Source organism: Flavobacterium procerum (assembly GCF_042431625.1).
Lineage (GTDB): Bacteria > Bacteroidota > Bacteroidia > Flavobacteriales > Flavobacteriaceae > Flavobacterium > Flavobacterium procerum.
The window spans coordinates 142,038-159,033 of record NZ_JBHLYW010000005.1; the positions used below are offsets into that span (position 1 = coordinate 142,038).

At 32.1% G+C, this 16,996-nt stretch carries 21 protein-coding genes; 18 read left to right on the forward strand and 3 right to left on the reverse strand.

Translation table 11 applies throughout. The annotated features are described in order from the left end of the window. Positions 1–237 precede the first annotated feature (237 nt). The 18 genes from ACFFLS_RS04805 (at position 238) to ACFFLS_RS04890 (ending at position 14,215) form a co-directional block, all read left to right on the forward strand. Complete coding sequence (locus ACFFLS_RS04805) at positions 238–1,296, forward strand: energy transducer TonB (RefSeq protein ID WP_379684067.1); 1,059 nt, start codon at positions 238–240, stop codon at positions 1,294–1,296. A 281-nt stretch (positions 1,297–1,577) separates the two neighbouring features. Continuing rightward, positions 1,578–2,234 (forward strand): hypothetical protein, encoded by a 657-nt coding sequence (locus ACFFLS_RS04810; RefSeq protein WP_379684068.1) that lies wholly within the window; start codon positions 1,578–1,580, stop codon positions 2,232–2,234. 199 nt (positions 2,235–2,433) lie between these two features. Then, on the forward strand, positions 2,434–3,030 hold the full coding sequence (locus ACFFLS_RS04815; RefSeq protein ID WP_379684069.1) for a leucine-rich repeat domain-containing protein: 597 nt from the start codon (positions 2,434–2,436) through the stop codon (positions 3,028–3,030). 46 nt (positions 3,031–3,076) lie between these two features. Next, positions 3,077–3,568 carry an imm68 putative immunity domain-containing protein gene (locus ACFFLS_RS04820; protein WP_379684070.1) on the forward strand — a complete coding sequence of 164 codons (492 nt, stop codon included), beginning with the start codon at positions 3,077–3,079 and terminating at the stop codon, positions 3,566–3,568. Between the two features lie 83 nt (positions 3,569–3,651). Continuing rightward, positions 3,652–4,266, forward strand: a complete 615-nt coding sequence (locus ACFFLS_RS04825) for a hypothetical protein (RefSeq protein ID WP_379684071.1) — start codon at positions 3,652–3,654, stop codon at positions 4,264–4,266. A 232-nt stretch (positions 4,267–4,498) separates the two neighbouring features. Further along, entirely contained in the window at positions 4,499–5,005 is a 507-nt protein-coding gene (locus ACFFLS_RS04830; protein WP_379684072.1) for a hypothetical protein, read from the forward strand. Between the two features lie 23 nt (positions 5,006–5,028). Next, on the forward strand, positions 5,029–5,391 hold the full coding sequence (locus ACFFLS_RS04835) for a hypothetical protein (RefSeq protein ID WP_379684073.1): 363 nt from the start codon (positions 5,029–5,031) through the stop codon (positions 5,389–5,391). Between the two features lie 375 nt (positions 5,392–5,766). Beyond that, positions 5,767–6,156, forward strand: coding sequence for a hypothetical protein (locus ACFFLS_RS04840; protein ID WP_379684074.1), 390 nt, complete (start codon positions 5,767–5,769; stop codon positions 6,154–6,156). A 126-nt stretch (positions 6,157–6,282) separates the two neighbouring features. Then, the gene (locus ACFFLS_RS04845; protein ID WP_379684075.1) at positions 6,283–7,011 is read left to right on the forward strand and encodes a hypothetical protein; all 729 of its coding nucleotides are present in this window, start codon (positions 6,283–6,285) and stop codon (positions 7,009–7,011) included. Positions 7,012–7,124: 113 nt separating this feature from the next. Continuing rightward, a complete protein-coding gene (locus ACFFLS_RS04850) occupies positions 7,125–7,763 on the forward strand; it encodes a hypothetical protein (protein WP_379684076.1) in 639 nt (212 codons plus the stop codon). 88 nt (positions 7,764–7,851) lie between these two features. Continuing rightward, positions 7,852–8,463, forward strand: a complete 612-nt coding sequence (locus ACFFLS_RS04855) for an SMI1/KNR4 family protein (protein WP_379684077.1) — start codon at positions 7,852–7,854, stop codon at positions 8,461–8,463. Next, the gene (locus ACFFLS_RS04860) at positions 8,464–8,904 is read left to right on the forward strand and encodes a hypothetical protein (RefSeq protein WP_379684078.1); all 441 of its coding nucleotides are present in this window, start codon (positions 8,464–8,466) and stop codon (positions 8,902–8,904) included. A gap of 93 nt (positions 8,905–8,997) precedes the next feature. Next, positions 8,998–9,579 carry a hypothetical protein gene (locus ACFFLS_RS04865; protein WP_379684079.1) on the forward strand — a complete coding sequence of 194 codons (582 nt, stop codon included), beginning with the start codon at positions 8,998–9,000 and terminating at the stop codon, positions 9,577–9,579. A 143-nt stretch (positions 9,580–9,722) separates the two neighbouring features. Beyond that, positions 9,723–10,322, forward strand: coding sequence for a hypothetical protein (locus tag ACFFLS_RS04870; RefSeq protein WP_379684080.1), 600 nt, complete (start codon positions 9,723–9,725; stop codon positions 10,320–10,322). A 133-nt stretch (positions 10,323–10,455) separates the two neighbouring features. Next, a complete protein-coding gene (locus tag ACFFLS_RS04875; protein WP_379684081.1) occupies positions 10,456–11,118 on the forward strand; it encodes a hypothetical protein in 663 nt (220 codons plus the stop codon). Positions 11,119–11,144: 26 nt separating this feature from the next. Continuing rightward, on the forward strand, positions 11,145–11,726 hold the full coding sequence (locus ACFFLS_RS04880) for a hypothetical protein (RefSeq protein ID WP_379684082.1): 582 nt from the start codon (positions 11,145–11,147) through the stop codon (positions 11,724–11,726). 205 nt (positions 11,727–11,931) lie between these two features. Then, positions 11,932–13,152, forward strand: a complete 1,221-nt coding sequence (locus ACFFLS_RS04885; RefSeq protein ID WP_379684083.1) for a hypothetical protein — start codon at positions 11,932–11,934, stop codon at positions 13,150–13,152. Positions 13,153–13,165: 13 nt separating this feature from the next. Next, positions 13,166–14,215: an XAC2610-related protein gene (locus ACFFLS_RS04890; RefSeq protein ID WP_379684084.1), complete on the forward strand. Its 1,050-nt coding sequence runs from the start codon at positions 13,166–13,168 to the stop codon at positions 14,213–14,215. 57 nt (positions 14,216–14,272) lie between these two features. Here ACFFLS_RS04890 and ACFFLS_RS04895 read toward each other — a convergent pair whose 3' ends face one another. From ACFFLS_RS04895 to tnpA, 3 genes are all read right to left on the reverse strand, one after another. Continuing rightward, positions 14,273–14,503, reverse strand: a complete 231-nt coding sequence (locus tag ACFFLS_RS04895) for a ferredoxin (RefSeq protein WP_379684085.1) — start codon at positions 14,501–14,503, stop codon at positions 14,273–14,275. Continuing rightward, complete coding sequence (locus ACFFLS_RS04900) at positions 14,503–15,744, reverse strand: peptidase U32 family protein (RefSeq protein WP_379684086.1); 1,242 nt, start codon at positions 15,742–15,744, stop codon at positions 14,503–14,505. The genes ACFFLS_RS04895 and ACFFLS_RS04900 overlap by 1 nt, the downstream gene beginning before the upstream one ends. Before the next feature lie 794 nt (positions 15,745–16,538). Continuing rightward, entirely contained in the window at positions 16,539–16,973 is a 435-nt protein-coding gene (gene tnpA / locus ACFFLS_RS04905) for an IS200/IS605 family transposase (RefSeq protein WP_379684087.1), read from the reverse strand. Positions 16,974–16,996: the final 23 nt, after the last annotated feature.

Consider the following 16,996-nt stretch of genomic DNA (forward strand, 5'->3'; position numbering starts at 1 on the left):
TTAATAATTGGAACGGACAGGAATTGTAAATCAGCATTATCGGGATTAATTATTTGCAAGATATAGAAAATGATACAAGACCAAATTAGCTGGCTTATACAACACAGCTAAATACAGAAGTATAAATTAAACTAACTGTGATGAATATTTATAAAGATTTTTTCGATACATATCACAAGTAAACGCATGAATATTTTTTAAATGATGATGATGACATTCAAATTACTGCAGAAAATTATGAATAGCTATTTTTTATTGACATTAACCACATTTCTTTTTGCATTTACTGCTCAGGCACAGTCAGATAAAGATTCAATAATTGTAAACAAATACAAAATTGACACGCTAAATTTTAAGCCGTTTGAATCGGGAAAATTACTGCACTCCATACATCCAAAAAAAGGTTTTACACAATGGGAAATAGATATAATAAGAGATTCTTCTCCCAAAGTTGTCGATAGGTTTCCTTCTGTTGAAAATATTTCCGATACACTTGTTTTAGCAAAGCCCGCTAATATTAAATCATTCAATGGTTTTTATAGGATAAGCGCTCCTACAATTTCCCGTTGGTATATGTCTGCGAAAAAGAAAAGAAAAACAATCATCATCCAAAATTCAAAACAACTTGGCCGTTTTTTAGGTAATCTTGACAATGAGTTTGATGCTTATTTGTACTTATTCTTTAACACCCCTTTATCGAATCCAGTCTATTTTGCGCCATACGAAAACGCATGGTATAAAAAAGTAGAAGATGGCTATTTAATTACTGCTCATAAACCGAGTACTAGCGATGCAGCTGAAAGCCACCCTAAATCAAAAATAGATTTTTTTAATACTTATTTTATAGGTTTCAACAAACAAGTTACCAAAATAAGAACTAAAGAAGTCATTACCCATTATCCTCCACAAAAAAGATATTTATTAGGTTTGATAGAAGTCGATTCAAGCCTTACCTATATTTTCAATGGCATTCCCGAAAGCCAATTAATCAATAAGCATTTAAAATATAAATATCCTGAATCCTCTACACCATTTGCAAGGTATTTTGCAAGAAATTTTCATTATTCCAACGATGTATTAGAGGATAACATTCAAGGAGAAGTAACAGCTAGTTTTACCATTGAAAAAGATGGTACTGTTAGCAAGATAAACATACTCAAAGGCATAGACGAACGTATGGATAAAGAAGTAAACAGAGTGCTTAGTAAAATGAGACTCTGGACCTCCGGAGAATTGTCATCCAAGCCCATACCAGTAGAAATTATCGTAAAAATAAAATTTGGAATTCAAGGTTAGAAATGTTTTTTAATTGACAAAATTCGTGTTAATTCTAAATATAATATCTTTCGAAGATATAATAAGCAAATTGCAAAAATTAGCAATAACTGAGAAACACAACTTAATGAAAGAAGTAATCATTACAACAAGGAAAGATAAAATTAAAATTCCACCGCTCCCGCACGAAATGAAATTCGGCGAAGTCAATCCTTTCGTGTGGCACAAAAAGACTAAAAAGAAAAAGCAATAACACAACGTTATTGGGCTTGTAGTTTGCCTTTTTTAAAATTGAAAGTTATATGAAACAGATAAACAATATTTTACAGCAAATCGAGGAAATAGAAAGACAGGTAAAAGAAGTTTATGAAAAAAAAGGCATCTGTACAGAATTATGGAATCTAACAGAGCAGATACCTATACTAAAACGGGAATTGTCTTTGTTAAGACAACAGGAAACAGCAGTTCTGCTGGAAGACTGGCAATATATGTGGGATGTAGGAGCGCCTATACCACATGTGTTCTCAAACGGATATGAGTTGTTTCTGATTTATTATCTTGCTCAAAATGACCCCAAATGGGACGGGACTTATGTAAATGTTATAGACATCAATTCCTCAGCTTCTCATTCTATTGCTCTTATAACATTCGAACATGTTGTTCATCATGCCTTTGGTGCGCCAAATGATGAAGTTATCAACGGGCATCCTTTGTACGAACATGGTTTAGAAGCACATACTGCACATGAAATAATACACTCATCTCAAATAAGCAAACTGGAAAAAATAAACGCCGTACATTCCTGTTATGCTCCTGATTATTGGAAAAAACTGAAACATTATGCTTTTACCTTTCATGATGAGATGTTTGAATGTATTGCCAGAGGATATAAAGCAGAGGTTTTTAATACCAGTTTTAAAGAGGTCGTTTTTATGGCAACTGAAAGATTATTTAAATAAAACCATCAATACACTCGATAAAAAATGTAGTTTTATAGCCACAATAGAAGCTGAAGATATTTATGACAAACTAATACATCTTTCTGTAGAAAAGGGACTACCAGAGAAGGAAGCAATTGAAATAATTGAAGAAAATAGAGAGTGGTAGAGAACAAAATATAAAATCCGCTTTGTTGTTCAGATATTTAAAAAACAAAAAATGGAACCAGGATTTAGCAAGCACAAAAACATACTATTTATAGAAGACAGGATAAATGCAGAAGACATACAACAATTGCAAAAACACAAACGGGCAAAAACAGTAAGTTTAACAAGGCTGAAGCTTGATAACCTGGAATTCCTAATACCACTAACAAATCTGGAAAACCTAAAATTGTATGGTTGTACAATTAAAGACTGGACCGCACTTCAGGATTTAAAAAAAATGAAAGACCTATTTATTAACGGTGTAAAAAAAGAGAATGATAATTTTTCATTTTTAAAACAGCTTATTCATTTACAGGAATTAAGCATCGGCTATGCACTACATTTTAATTCATTTCCTGATTTATCAAACAGTACAAACCTTAAAAGGCTTCAATTGTTTAATTGTAAAAATTTGGAAGACATACAAAATGTTGCGCATATTCCTAATTTGGAAAAATTCGGCATAGTAGTGACACCACAAAACCCCGGAAATCTTGAATTCATAATGCAATTACCCACCATAAAATATATGTCGGGCGCTTTTGGCGGAAAAAAAATTGATGAAGAATTTCATGCTTTATTGGCAAAGTACAATATACAATATGGATGATTTTTTTGAACAGTCGTTTATACAAAAACAATAAAATCTAAATATCATGTTTATAGAAAAATGGAAAGACACCGCATTTGGAAGTGATTTTGGCGGAGATTTTAAAGACTTTTTAGAAGGAATAAACGTAGATAAACTTACGTTGACAGAGATTTATAAACACTGCGACCTGAAAAAGTTTTTTGATGAGCCTGAATTATTAAATCAGCAAACAGACAATAATGTAAATCTTGACAATCCCAATTTCGATCAGTACGTACATTATGAAGAAGCCGTTATTGCCTTAACTGCAATTGTCGCTGAATGTGAATTAAACGGCAGTGCAAATCTTACCAATGCATACGGTTCAAAAACACTCACATTCGATATTAACCTATCAGAATTAACAACCTTAAATAATGCGTTAAGTCATATTCATAATAACCCCGAAAAGTTTGTTTTGTTTGAGATGTGTGGCGATGAAGAACGAGAAGAAACACTTTTGGACATTGCTGAAATAATTGAACAGCTAAAAAATTGTATCAACCAAAAATCATGAAGCAAAACCACCACTACCACACAAAAAGATTCATGTTGGAGTTGGAAAATATAAACAGAATTGAAAACAAATGATATTGCATTATGATAAGTGCGAAAAGGAAACGCAAACTTGTTTATAAAGATAAACTGTATTACTGGTTTGTGAAATTAGATGAATACTATGGCGAACCTTATTTGACCATTATTTCAGAAGACAAAAAACTGTATTTAAACTATCTGGCAAATCAAATTAGTGATGATTTTAGTTATCCTAAAATCAGTGTTTTGAAAAGTGATAAAATGCAAAAAGGAACGTATTTTTTTTCGCCTCCACTTGCAGACGAGACAATTTCGGCACATCATATTGGTGCAATATTAAATTGGCACGATACACAAAACGAGGACATAAAGCCTATCAAACAGAAAGCACTAAAAAACCCTTTTGAAAATATTGATTTTAAAAACGGAACTGTAACCCATATCGAAAATGATTTTTCGAGAGAAAGCTTACGAGAAGATATGTTACAGGTTAGTTATCCTAAAAATTATTTGTTAGATGTTGGTTGGTATGGTTCCAGTAAAGGATTTCGTATTTTAATTATTAAAAATCAAAATTGGGAAACTCCGGTAGCACAAACACAAAAAGGCGTTTACCAGTTACATGAAGCAATACTTCGTGCCATAGAAATAATCGAGCAATTCGTATTAGAACAATAATGAAAACAGTGGGCTTTTCACCGCTTATAAAAATTCGGACGAATTACCCGATAGCGCAGATTTCTCTAGGCAACGATAGCGCAGATTTGTAATCCGTATCCGTAAAGTATACCAACAAAACGAGATAAAAAATAAAACCTGTGAGAATAAATAAGATTTAATAATTGGAACGGAAGCCGATTGCAAATCTGCAGTATCAGGTAAATCATTCTTATACTAAACATCATTAAAAATGAAAAGTGGAAAACAAATATTATTACACTTACTAACAGAATATTCTCAAAAGTTTCAAGACAAAGATGTCATTGAAGAAGTGTCTGACCGGCTGAAAGCAGGGCTATTACTACATGGCTCTACACCACAATTTATGTTTGAATATGTGGAGAAATGCGGATGGCTCACAAAGCACAATATAGTCGATGATGAAAATCGTGGAACAGAAAAGCAGGGACTAGGATTGAAAAAGCAAGAATTACTGTTCTCTGATTTGTTTTCTCTTATAACAGATGATGAAACAACTATTCCGGATTTAATTAAGAATACCTACCCAGATATGACACTTGAAGATTATCAAGCAGGAGTTCATATGATATGGCTACTGTTGAGATTACTTGAATGGCATGTGAGTTTAGAGACATTAGAAACTGAAGAGCCTGATATAAAAATCGCAGAAAAATCTATAACCAGTTATCAGCAAATTTTAAATGAATATCGAAAAGACCCAGATAATTATTTTTAACCACAACCTTTAAAAAATAAAATATGAAAAAACTATCCCCGCTAGATAAGTTTGGAAAATTTATGATGCAAAACTTTAGAGACAAAGGAATACATTTTGCCAAAGGACTTTTAGCACAACAATCTAAAGCACCAGACTTACAAGAGCTCCAAAATGTGTTATCGACCTTAACCGAAGTACAGAAAGATGCCGTTATAAAAACCATTACAGAAACCATAGATAGAGCCATGCATGATTTTTTGTTTGCCTTGCAGGAACAAGCAGACTTTGACAACGAAATTCAAATTTTAGTTGATGAACAAAATGTAGTAGAACTTAGCGACGGAATACACGGAGAAGCCTATTCTGACGATGGCTGGATTGCAAAACATAGTCAGCATAAATAATGAAGCTCTTACCACACAAAAGGATTTGTACAATAGTTGGGACAACACTCCTATATATTTGTATCGCATTATTAATACTTACTGCTAGTAATGCTCAAAATGATTTAAAGGGTAATGCTATTTATGTACAGTTTGATGGCTTTTACTAAAACAAAAAGATTCCTTATCTAAAGAAATATAAGACAAAAATTGATCATAAAAACACACCGAAATGCTTACTATGCAGAAGATGTATTTAAATTATGATTTTTTTCAAAAATAGAGCATCTATGAATCATATGTTATGTAGCAGATATACAAATAAGTAAATAAGCCGTTTTATAACTGTGAATGATCGACGTGTTGTTATAAAAGGAATCAAAATCAATAAACCAAATGAAATATACAAAAATAGGAATATTGGCAACTTTACTATCGGTTTTTACTTACCTCGTTTACTGTAATATAATAAATTCGCCCGAAGAATGGCAAACAAAAAAACAATGCAAAGAATGTGACGAATTGGAAGACGGAAAACTACAAAACCTAAAAGGAACTGTAGAAATAAGTAAAGACAGTATTATGGTTTTTACAGAAATCAAAAGTCAAAAAAAATATACTTTGATTCCTTGTGATAAAAATTGTGAAAACAAAATGCACACATGGTTTCAGAAAATTGGCATTGTTGATTTTAGCAATAATGTTCCTCTTCATTTTGAAATTGAGGGTAAAACAAATGAAAACAAACAAGAATTAATTTATCTAAGCAGTCTTTTAATTAATTAGAAAACCTGCTAGGCCTAAAACGTATCTATTTTCTAAGCATACGTTCTGCTCGAAATTTTCTTTTCTCTAGATACTGACAGTAAAAATTATAGCACAATGCACAACAGTTCACAAAAGATTCGAAACATGAAAACAAAACTCATTTTTATACTTACAGTAATAGTCATATTAAATTCGTGTAACAAAAGAAATAATACTGTTGTTGCAGTAAAAGTTCCAACTGACACTACAAAGACAGAAAGTTATTTCAATTCCGATACCACTTTATTTGCTAAGGGACATTCGTTCAACATTGCAACTATTGACCCTAATTTGCAAAAAAGCGATACACTTTTGGTCTTGGCTAAGAGAGATTCTTTGATAATTTTCAAAACCTATATTGACAAAGGCGGACTTAGTAATCAAGAATTTATAGATTTTAATAAGGATGGTTATTTTGACATCTTGTTTTCTCGTGGAGAACAGAGAGGCGAAAATGAACTTTATTTATATGATTCAATACATAATACTTTTGTGAAATCCATAGGTTTTGAACGCATTCGCGAACCCATTCAGCTAAAATCCAATCCCAATTATTGGTATAGCTATTCCCGTGCAGGTTGTGCTGATATGAATTGGACAAGCAAGCTGTTTACATTCAAAAATTTTGAAACCATTGAAGTTGGCTATATCTATGGGCAAGGTTGTGACGATGAAGAAGAACCGCAGAGCATCCAAATTTCAAAAGTAGTTAAGAATGATGAAGATAATTTAAAATTGATACAGAAACTCCCCTATTCAGTCTTAGATTCTAATCCAGACAAATGGAATTTCATTGAAGAATATTGGAACAAAAACTATCAGAAATTCAAATAACGACGAACAAACTATTTCTCGTAACTTGACTTCGTGCATATAATGCAAGAATTACTTTTTGCATTATTCAAAGTTTTATCAACCTCAACCATAAAAAAGAACATATTATAAATATGGGAATACTAATATTAATTTTCATGCTCCTTGCTTTTTTAATCTTTGTTATTATTTGGATTTTAAAAAATCCGAAAAGGAGAAAAACAACACTAATTATTGCGGGTTCTATTGGATTTTTAGTATTGGTTTACAATATATTCTTTGTAGACCATAGTATGAAATTTATCCAATCAAAAGTCTACCCGGATTTATACCTTATTGAAAATGAAATAAATGACCGCGATTCTTTAAATAGACTAATCAAACAAATGGTCATTAAAAAAATGAATAGTGAATTTATTGGAAAAGAAGAAAAATTCAAGTCAAAATATCAATATACATCTGATTCCCCTTCAAGAACAGATTTATATTATTCTCTTGATTTCTATACTTATTTTGTCGGTTGGGGAACAAATCCGTTTGGAGAAGCAGGAACTGCGCATTTTATAGAAAACAAGGAAGATCCAGGTGGTTTTTCGAGCGAAGAACTAGACCATTATAGAGAATACAAAATTGCTGATTTCTATGTTCGTTTTTGTGAAAACGACACCGTAAATTATATTGGAATTCTTACTTATTACAAAAATGATGAAATTACCAAAACAGACACGATAATCAACAACTGTAATACAACTAAAAGCCAGAAAGTAGAATAAATAAATAAATTACCGCCAACAAAAGATTTGTCCGTTAGTCGTGGCATACAAACCAATAAAAGAAGCCATAAATTAAAAAACATATAAAATGAATACAGCAGAAAAATATATAACTGGACTCAGTAAAGCGTACTTTGACAATAATGGAGAAGAAACCTGGAAGCATTTTGAAAAAATTAAGCATGGTGCAAATAAAGAGGAAATCGTAAAAATTAAAGAACTATATCCAGACATCCCTGAAGCATTGATAAACCTGCTTGAATATGTAGACGGGACTTATTGGCGAGAATATGCAGGAGAAGAAATCACACTTTATTTTTTAGGCTCAGATGTTGAAGAATATCCATATTATCTTTTATCTACTAAAGAAATGGTCGAAAATAAAGACATTGCTACCACATACTACTCAGATTATATAGAAAGAAAGTATGGTGCTGATGCAGTAAAAATGGATGAAAAAATTACCGATAAGTCAGCTACAGTCAAATGGCTTCATTTTTCTGATTGTATGAATAATGGCGGAACTTCCCAATTGTTTATAGATTTTAGTCCTTCAGAAAAAGGAAAAAAAGGTCAGGTAGTTCGGTTCTTGCACGACCCAGACGAGTTTGCCGTAATTGCCGATAGTTTTGAAGACTATCTGAAAATGTTAATAGACCATGAATACGATTTTATTAATGAAGATACTTTAGAAGAATAAATGAAAAAAATTGTATTTAGATTTTGGATAATTAATTTTTTGATAAGTATTGCATTATTTTTTATTTATAGAATTGTTATTGCAACAAGCGAGATGGTTGATGGAAATTTCTTTGAAAAATTAATCCAGATTTTAGATCTTGTATTAAATATAGGTTTTACAGTTATATATTTAATTGTGATGCTTATCTCTTCTTTTGCACTTCTGCTAAATTTGATAGAAAAAATCAGAAATAATTTCTATTTGTCACTTTTAACATTTTTAGGGATACCTTCATTTGGTGTTATTTTTATCATCATTAACCTTCTGAATGACATTGTTTTAGACAATTCGACTATTTTGATAAAGCTGGCTATTTTTTCATTAATTTATCTATTCCTTACAACAATAGAATTTTTATTATTTAGGAAAAGAATCAAAAAAATACAAACTGATAAATAGAAATTGCACTTAAGGATGTAAAATGGATAGACCCAAACGCAAAAAACGAAGATTAAAAGTACTTATACAAGTAGCACGTAACAAACAAAAGACATGAAAAAAATCATTACAATTTTTACCTTAATAATCTTTACAAATTATTCATACGGACAAAAAAAGTTAAAAAAAGATATCGATAATGATGGTATAGACGACACTGTTTTTATTGACTCGGCAAAATCGACAATTGTTTGTAAATTATCGACATTAAATTTTAAATCAATATCAAGTAAACCAATTGAAATTTTAAACGAAACTTGCGGCATTAGAAATTCAAAAAATGGATTTAAATTTTACAATGACTGGATGCGTGCAGGCTATGAAAATCAATTTAGATATAACCCCAAAACAAAGAAAATTCAATTAATTGGGATGAGCAGATATGTGCTTGGAAATGCTTTTCATGACGGGAGCGGAGAATCGAGTGTAAACTTATTGACTGACGATTATATTGGAAATTGGAACTATTATGATATGAAGAAAGGGGAATTAATCACAGTACCAACCATTAAGACAAAAATGAAATTTGAAAATATCAATTTAGAAGATTTCTCCGAAGACACTTATTTTAGTTATGATGAAAAGTGTGCCGAATTATTCAATAAATACAAGAAAATCAAAATGATGAAAAAATAATTACCATCAAAAAATAGTTTGCATCACGCAAATCGAATTAAAAAATTCAACGGCAGTTTTTCAATTGAATTTTAGTAATAATTTTGGCTTTTGTGCTTCGATTGCCGTCAGAACGCAAAGCTTCAAACGTTAACGGTTACTTTATGAAACGACTCTACAATACATTATTCTTCATTTCGTTTTTTGGACTTTTTGTCAATTGTTCGTCTTCAACCGAAAAAAAGACTGAACAAAAAGTAAGTACTATACAAACGGAAACTGACAAAAACAGTAAAACACCACAAAGCACTAACGGTAGTACTGCAGTTGACGATAACAAAATTATTAAAAGATATACAGAAAAAGAAATTCTAAATTTAATAGTAGGAAATTATATAAATGACGATGAAGGAACCTTTCATTGTAAATTTAACCTCCGTTTTAATAATCGAGATGGAAAGCTAAAATATCATATAAAAACAGAAAAGCGAAAAATTAGTGGAATAGCAAAAATCAAAATAGTTGAAGACGGATTTATATATATAATTTTCCCAATTGAATGGGACGATTATCAAGGGGATATGACTCAAGATACCTATGAAAAATACACTGGCGAAAAACCACAAGAAGTAGGTATGTTATTCGACGTAGAATCAAAAACTTTAAATTTCCAAAATTTTGGTAACGCTATGAATAACTACATTATTTTTGATGAATGTGATGAGAAAGGAATAAATCTGAAATGCGAAAAAAGCAATCACTAAAAAGGTTTTTGCATCACGCAGGCGAAAGTGCAAAATTCAACGGCAGTTTTTCAATTGAATTTTAGTAATAAATTGGGCTTTTGTTCTCTGTCTTTCCACCCAAACAAAATGTCCCGAAACTTATTGTAACCACATGAAAAAACTCACAACAAACACACTTCTCTGTCTTATATTGACCTTAATTTCTTGTAATCAAAATCCAAAACCAGAAAAGACAATAATTATAAGTAATGACAAGACAGCAGACGAGAATATTCCAAAAAGAGAATCGTTTAAACCTGGAGTTCGTAATTTACCGAACGAATTATCAGCCTTTATTCCAACAAACTATTCTGTTCTGGACACGGCTTCTGGTGACTTAAATCTTGATAAAATCAAGGACTATATAGTTGTACTTAAAAAAAATCGAGAAGATACTTTGTCTGATGTGGTTGATAATCCGGAAAGAAGACCGTTGTTAATTTTACTAAGCGATAAAGAGAATAAACTAAAACTTGCAAGAAGAAATGACAATACGGTTTATTGTATTGACTGCGGAGGAATGCTGGGCGACCCTTTTATGGGAATAACAATAAAAAACGGATATTTTTCTGTTGAACATTATGGCGGAAGCAACTGGCGCTGGAAAAGTATAATTACCTATAAATATTCCAAAACTGAGAAAGAATGGTTTCTGTATAAAGATGGTTTAGAAAGTTTTCAAATCTCAGACACAGAAAATGTAAAAACCGAAATTAAAACCGCAAAAGACTTTGGACGTGTAAAATTTCAAGACTTTGACATTTATAAAGATTAAAAAAGACTACACTTAACAAACAAAATATGAAAAAAATCACAACCATTTTTGCCTTAATAATCCTAGTGAATTATTCATTCGGACAAAAAAAGTTAATTAAAGATATAGATTTTGATGGTAAAGAGGATACCGTTTTTATTGACTCGGTAAAATCGACAATCGTCTGTAAATTATCGACATTGAATTATAAATCGATATCATGTAAACCAATTGAAATTTTAAATGAAACTTGTGGCATTAGAAATTCAAAAAATGGATTTAAATTTTACAATGACTGGATGCGTGCAGGCTACGAAAATCAATTTAGATATAACCCCAAAACAAAGAAAATTCAATTAATTGGAATGAGCAGATACGAGTTTGGAAACGCTGCACATGACGGAGCTGGTGAATCAAGCGTAAACTTATTGACCGACGACTATATTGGAAATTGGAACTATTATGATGAGGATAAAAGTGATTTGATAAAAATACCAACCATTAAGACCAAAATGAAATTTAAAAGTATCCATTTAGAAGATTTCTCAGACGAAACCTATTTTAACTATGCCGACAGGTGTTCTGATTTGTTCTATAAGTATAAGAAAATCAAAATGATGAAAAAATAACTTTACAGACAAGGATTTTGCATTAATCATTACCAACAAGAACAATAACTTTTGATTACAAAAACGAAAAGTTTGCAATAAAAGAATGTGATGAAAGAAAGTATTTTGGATAAAAAGTATGTTTTGTTTTATAAAATCTGCAAATAAGGCATTAAAATTGAAAGGCAGATAAAAGCGAATATTTAACCTTAAAGATCAGAATTAAATGACTAGAAACTTATCCCGACTAGGACAACCCGTTTTTATTTTCTCTCTAATCATTCTTGTTCTTAACGATTGGTTGCTTAAAAGCATTTTTCATAATTTCATTACAGGAAAACTGTCTGATTTTACAGGTTTATTTGCTTTTCCTTTCTTTTGGAGTGTCCTTTTTCCGAAGAGGATTAAAGAAATTCATTTGGGTACTCTCCTATTTTTTATCTTTTGGAAAAGCCCTTTATCAGAAACATTTGTACATTTTATTGGAGCATCAAGAATAGTCGATTTCTCAGATAATATGGCGCTCATCAGTATTTTCATTTCATTTCAAATATTAAAAAAAGAATCTTATGTTTTAAAACTACATCCCTTTTTTTTACAGTTGATTGTATTGCTTTCCTGTTTCTCTTTTATTGCAACTACACAAAAAAGGGAACCTTGCACAAGTATTGAATGCGAATTTTCAACTTTGAGTCTAAGCAACGAAACCAACCAAAAAATAATTGTTCAAATTGATTTTACATATTCTGAAAAAGAGATCGCATTTTATAAGAAACAACAGATATTACAGCGGATAAATAATGTTCGGAAAATTTTAGAAGAAAGGCATGAAAGAAAAACATCTCCTGGTTTCCAACCTTCCGATTCTATTGAAATTGTAAAAATGATAAATGAAAATTGGAGCAACCGAAAAAAAATAAGCCTTATCAATCCATTAGTTCTTAATGTACATGAATCAAAATCGGTTGCAATACCATTATGGCAATTTGACAGTTTGGTTGGTTTTCCTGAAAATTTCAAAATTTCAGTGCTTGACACCACCAAAAAAATCATTAAAACGTATAACAAAAAAGCCTTTTTCGAAAAAATAAACCAAAACTCGTCTGTAAAATTAAATGAGTTTTCGCGAGATGACCAATTAGATTTAACCTTTGGAGAAGTCAAAAAACCTTTTGTGCTGTCTGATTGTTATGGAAAATGGGAGTCTAAAACTACGGGAACTTTCAGTAAAATAGAATTTAATTCGAAATATTTCAGCAATGATAAAACAGGCGATGTATTTGATTGCGAATACCAAAGCGACACCATTTTGGTCTATACTCCAGAAAAAGTACACATCGGAATAATGAAAAAAACGAAAGACGATGTACTTGTAATTTCATGGAGTACCGAAAAGACTTTAACCTATAAAAAATCCTCTAAACCAAGGACTTTAGGAAATCAGTAATACTATAAAATATATGAAATTAAAAATTATTTCGTTCTTCCTGCTGTTTTCAATAGCAAATGCGAGTGCTCAGAAAGCGTATCTTATTCATGATTTCATGAAAGGTTATACTTTGTACTTTATTCAGCAAAAAATTGGTTCGGAAACAAAAGAATATTATAAGCTTGCTGATGATAAGAGCAAAAAAACGGTTTTGGAGTTTGGTGCGAAGGAACTAGCAAAACCACAAATAATCAAAACCGCTCAAACTATTGCATTTAAAAGCCTTTCAAACAGTAATATTCAGGTTCTTGGCGATGTAAATTTCGATGAAAGAGAAGATATTGTTGTTAATAATCCCGAAATAATTGATGATGAAGGCTGTTATAATCCAACTAAAATAGCTCATATTTTTATTAATAGCCCAGCCACATTTACAGAAAGCCAAAGTATAAGTAATGTTTATAATAGCGCTTATTGTCTGCGTGGTGGCTCGTTTGAAATTGATGCAAAATACAAAAGGCTAATTACTTGTAGTTCTGGTGGTGCCGCAAATCATAGTTGTGAACATTATAGTGTTTTGGGCAAAGAAGCTAAAATGATTTCCAGTTTTGAAGAAGATGGATTTGCCCAAGGGCCCTTTTCTAAAATAACAGGTAAGAAATTAGAAAACAGCAAATGGATTTCTTTCAATTCTTTATCTATTTACGAGCCAAATTTAGATCCAGACAAAGTGCTTGCCTTTGATACAAAAAATGGCAAAGGGCGTATATTGCTATTTAATTCCGACAATATCTTGTATTATGCTTTTAAACAAAATGATGAATACAACTTTATTTCTTTTGCGCATCCGTCCAGTCCTGAAAAAGCAGGTAAAGCCACTTTCAAATTCAGAAAACAAAATGCAGGTTATGAACTTGAATTTAATAGTGGTAGTATAAAGTATCTTGTTTATGAAACGTCAACTGGAGTTGGCATTAAAATTAATGTCAATGGAAAAATATCCGACTGGCAAGGAATGACTAAAGAAGGAAGCTTAGAGACATTGGTTAAAAACAAGTTTGTTAACGTTACAAATGATTAATTATAAAACGCAAAAAGAGCCATTTAAAATGGCTCTTTTTGTATATAAATCGTATCTCTAAGTCTCTTTCACCGTAATAATCTTCACTGGACAAGCTTTTGCTGCCAATTCGCAACTTTCCACAATAGTATGATTGGGTGATTTCAGCGTAAAAAAACCTTTTGCATTTTGTGAATGAATCAAAACCGATTTCCCGTCTTTTTTTGACATTTGAAAATGAATCGGATCCATTTCTACACAATAATTACAGCCAATGCATTTATCTCTTTGTAGCGTTACGATAACCATTATGTTTCAACTATTTTATACAGTTTATCAGACATTCTGATTCGGAATGGCAATTTAAAACTGCAGTCATCGCCTTTTGTTGCTTTTTCTCCCGAAGCATCATTTACAAACATTTCATCAATAATCATTTCCTGAGCGCCTGTACTTGGTCCGGTAACTAAAATTTTATCTCCGATTTTAATATCATAAGCTTCAATCTTAAACTGCCCAACCTCAGCTTTCGGAAAATAATGTATTCCTTTACCCACATAAACCTTTTTCTGAGTCGCTGCAGATCCTGGAATATCGCTCCATTCTCCCAATTCCTGACCTAGATAATATCCTGACCAGAAACCGCGATTGTAAACCGTTTCCAAAGCTTTCATCCATTCTACAGTTTTTTCTTTTGAGAAAGTGCCTTCATAATATGCGTCAATCGCTTCACGATAGGTTTTGGTTACTGTTGCAACGTACTCTGGTGCACGCCCTCGTCCTTCAATTTTTAAAACCTTAATTCCAGAATCAATAACCTGATCTAAGAAATCCAAAGTACAAAGGTCTTTTGGCGACATCATGTACTCGTTATCCAATTCGATTTCAAAACCTGTTTCCTGGTCGATTACGGTATATTTTTTTCGGCAGTTTTGCTTACAGGCACCACGATTCGCAGATGAATTATTCGAGTGAAGACTCAAATAACATTTCCCTGAAACCGCCATGCACAAAGCGCCATGACCAAAAATCTCGATTTCGACTAAATTTCCGTTTGGACCTTTTATCTGCTGTTTCTCGATTTGATCGGTAATGCTTTTTACTTGACGCAAACTTAGTTCACGGCTTAAAACCATTGTATCCGCAAACAAGCTGTAGAATTTAATGGTTTCGATATTTGTCACATTCAACTGTGTCGAAATATGAACTTCCATTCCAATCGATCTTGCCATAGCGATTACAGCTTGATCAGAAGCAATTACAGCTGTAATATTAGCTTCTTTGGCTTTGGTTAATAATGTTTTTACGACTGACAAATCATGATCGTAAATAATGGTATTTAATGTAAGATAGCTTCGAACGTTTTTGGCTTCGCATCGATTGGCAATTTCTTTTAAATCGTCAATCGTAAAATTTACTGTCGAACGTGCGCGCATATTCAGCTGTTCAACTCCAAAATATACAGAATTACAGCCATTATCTAAGGCAGCCTGAAGCGATTCAAAGTCTCCCGCTGGAGCCATGAGTTCGATTGTATTGTTAATTGTCATTTTTGATTCTATTATTTCAATGAAATGATTTTTCAATCAATCATCTAACAATTGACAAAAATAATGTGGGGATAGACTAGATTCCTATGATTTATATCATAGTTTATGTTTTAAAAATTATTCGTAGTGGTATTAATTATTGTTGTCGATATCCGTTGCGTCCCGCGGTTGAAACCGCAGGCTATGTTTTCTTTTCGTATGCTTTGGCAAATATAGTCCGTGGTTTCAACCACGGGAAACGTAGCGGATTCAATCGTGCAAAATGCATAATCGTTGAGGAAATTCTTTGTGTCCATGCGGTTGAAACCGCAGGCTATGTTTTCTTTGCGTATGTTTTTCAAATATAACCCGTGGTTTCAACCACGGGGAACGTTTTGTATTCAATCCTACAAAATACACAATCGTTGTCGATATACGTCGTGTTCCTGTGGTTGAAACCACAGGCTATGTTTTTCTTTGCGTATGTTTTTCAAATATAGCCCGTGGTTTCAACCACGGGGAACGTTTTGTATTCAATCTTAAAAATGCATAATCGCTATAATATTCGTTGCGTTCCTGCGGTTGAAACCGCAGGCTATGTTTTCTTTGCGTATGCTTTGGCAAATATAGCCCGTGGTTGAAACCACGGGAAACGTATCGTTGAGCTTTTCAATTTAATCCTGCAAAATGCATAATCGTTGCGGATATACTTTGCGTTCCTGCGGTTGAAACCGCAGGCTATGTTTTATTTGTGTATGTCTTTCAAATATAGCCCGTGGTTTCAACCACGGGGAACGTATCGTTAAGCCAAGCAATCATTTATCCCCCAGCCCATGTAGTTTTACAAATCCATCAAATTCATCTTGCGTATTTTTCGTAAGATGATGGTCCTTTTGATTTTTAATGTAATTGTAAACAACATCTAACTGAGATTCGCTGACAGAAAAGGCTGCAAAGCCAGTTTGCCAAGCAAATTTTTCAAGGATAAATTCTCCTCTATTCATAAAATGAGAAGAACTTCCTTTAATTTGCTTTACAATGTCTGAGATTGTTTTTTGTGGATTTTGTAAAAATAAAATATGTACATGGTCAGGCATTCCGTTTATGATTCTAACGGGACATCCAAGTTCAGTTAACTCTAGCCAAATAAAATCGTACAGTTGTTTCTCAATTGAAAAGTCAATTAATTCCTGACGATTTTTTGTTGCCCAAATGACATGAACCCATAATTTGGTAAACGATTGTGACATAAATAAATTAGCATAAAAATTTA

What these genes read in the sequence shown, in the direction of transcription:
- ACFFLS_RS04810 (WP_379684068.1), top strand. Translation starts at nt 1,578, where the DNA reads ATGAAACAGATAAACAATATTTTACAGCAAATCGAGGAAATAGAAAGA.
- ACFFLS_RS04815 (WP_379684069.1), top strand. Translation starts at nt 2,434, where the DNA reads ATGGAACCAGGATTTAGCAAGCACAAAAACATACTATTTATAGAAGAC.
- ACFFLS_RS04855 (WP_379684077.1), top strand. Translation starts at nt 7,852, where the DNA reads ATGAATACAGCAGAAAAATATATAACTGGACTCAGTAAAGCGTACTTT.
- ACFFLS_RS04890 (WP_379684084.1), top strand. Translation starts at nt 13,166, where the DNA reads ATGAAATTAAAAATTATTTCGTTCTTCCTGCTGTTTTCAATAGCAAAT.
- ACFFLS_RS04895 (WP_379684085.1), bottom strand. Translation starts at nt 14,503, where the DNA reads ATGGTTATCGTAACGCTACAAAGAGATAAATGCATTGGCTGTAATTAT.
- ACFFLS_RS04820 (WP_379684070.1), top strand. Translation starts at nt 3,077, where the DNA reads ATGTTTATAGAAAAATGGAAAGACACCGCATTTGGAAGTGATTTTGGC.
- ACFFLS_RS04860 (WP_379684078.1), top strand. Translation starts at nt 8,464, where the DNA reads ATGAAAAAAATTGTATTTAGATTTTGGATAATTAATTTTTTGATAAGT.
- ACFFLS_RS04865 (WP_379684079.1), top strand. Translation starts at nt 8,998, where the DNA reads ATGAAAAAAATCATTACAATTTTTACCTTAATAATCTTTACAAATTAT.
- ACFFLS_RS04885 (WP_379684083.1), top strand. Translation starts at nt 11,932, where the DNA reads ATGACTAGAAACTTATCCCGACTAGGACAACCCGTTTTTATTTTCTCT.
- ACFFLS_RS04830 (WP_379684072.1), top strand. Translation starts at nt 4,499, where the DNA reads ATGAAAAGTGGAAAACAAATATTATTACACTTACTAACAGAATATTCT.
- ACFFLS_RS04850 (WP_379684076.1), top strand. Translation starts at nt 7,125, where the DNA reads ATGGGAATACTAATATTAATTTTCATGCTCCTTGCTTTTTTAATCTTT.
- ACFFLS_RS04840 (WP_379684074.1), top strand. Translation starts at nt 5,767, where the DNA reads ATGAAATATACAAAAATAGGAATATTGGCAACTTTACTATCGGTTTTT.
- tnpA (WP_379684087.1), bottom strand. Translation starts at nt 16,973, where the DNA reads ATGTCACAATCGTTTACCAAATTATGGGTTCATGTCATTTGGGCAACA.
- ACFFLS_RS04805 (WP_379684067.1), top strand. Translation starts at nt 238, where the DNA reads ATGAATAGCTATTTTTTATTGACATTAACCACATTTCTTTTTGCATTT.
- ACFFLS_RS04875 (WP_379684081.1), top strand. Translation starts at nt 10,456, where the DNA reads ATGAAAAAACTCACAACAAACACACTTCTCTGTCTTATATTGACCTTA.
- ACFFLS_RS04900 (WP_379684086.1), bottom strand. Translation starts at nt 15,744, where the DNA reads ATGACAATTAACAATACAATCGAACTCATGGCTCCAGCGGGAGACTTT.
- ACFFLS_RS04835 (WP_379684073.1), top strand. Translation starts at nt 5,029, where the DNA reads ATGAAAAAACTATCCCCGCTAGATAAGTTTGGAAAATTTATGATGCAA.
- ACFFLS_RS04880 (WP_379684082.1), top strand. Translation starts at nt 11,145, where the DNA reads ATGAAAAAAATCACAACCATTTTTGCCTTAATAATCCTAGTGAATTAT.
- ACFFLS_RS04870 (WP_379684080.1), top strand. Translation starts at nt 9,723, where the DNA reads ATGAAACGACTCTACAATACATTATTCTTCATTTCGTTTTTTGGACTT.
- ACFFLS_RS04825 (WP_379684071.1), top strand. Translation starts at nt 3,652, where the DNA reads ATGATAAGTGCGAAAAGGAAACGCAAACTTGTTTATAAAGATAAACTG.
- ACFFLS_RS04845 (WP_379684075.1), top strand. Translation starts at nt 6,283, where the DNA reads ATGAAAACAAAACTCATTTTTATACTTACAGTAATAGTCATATTAAAT.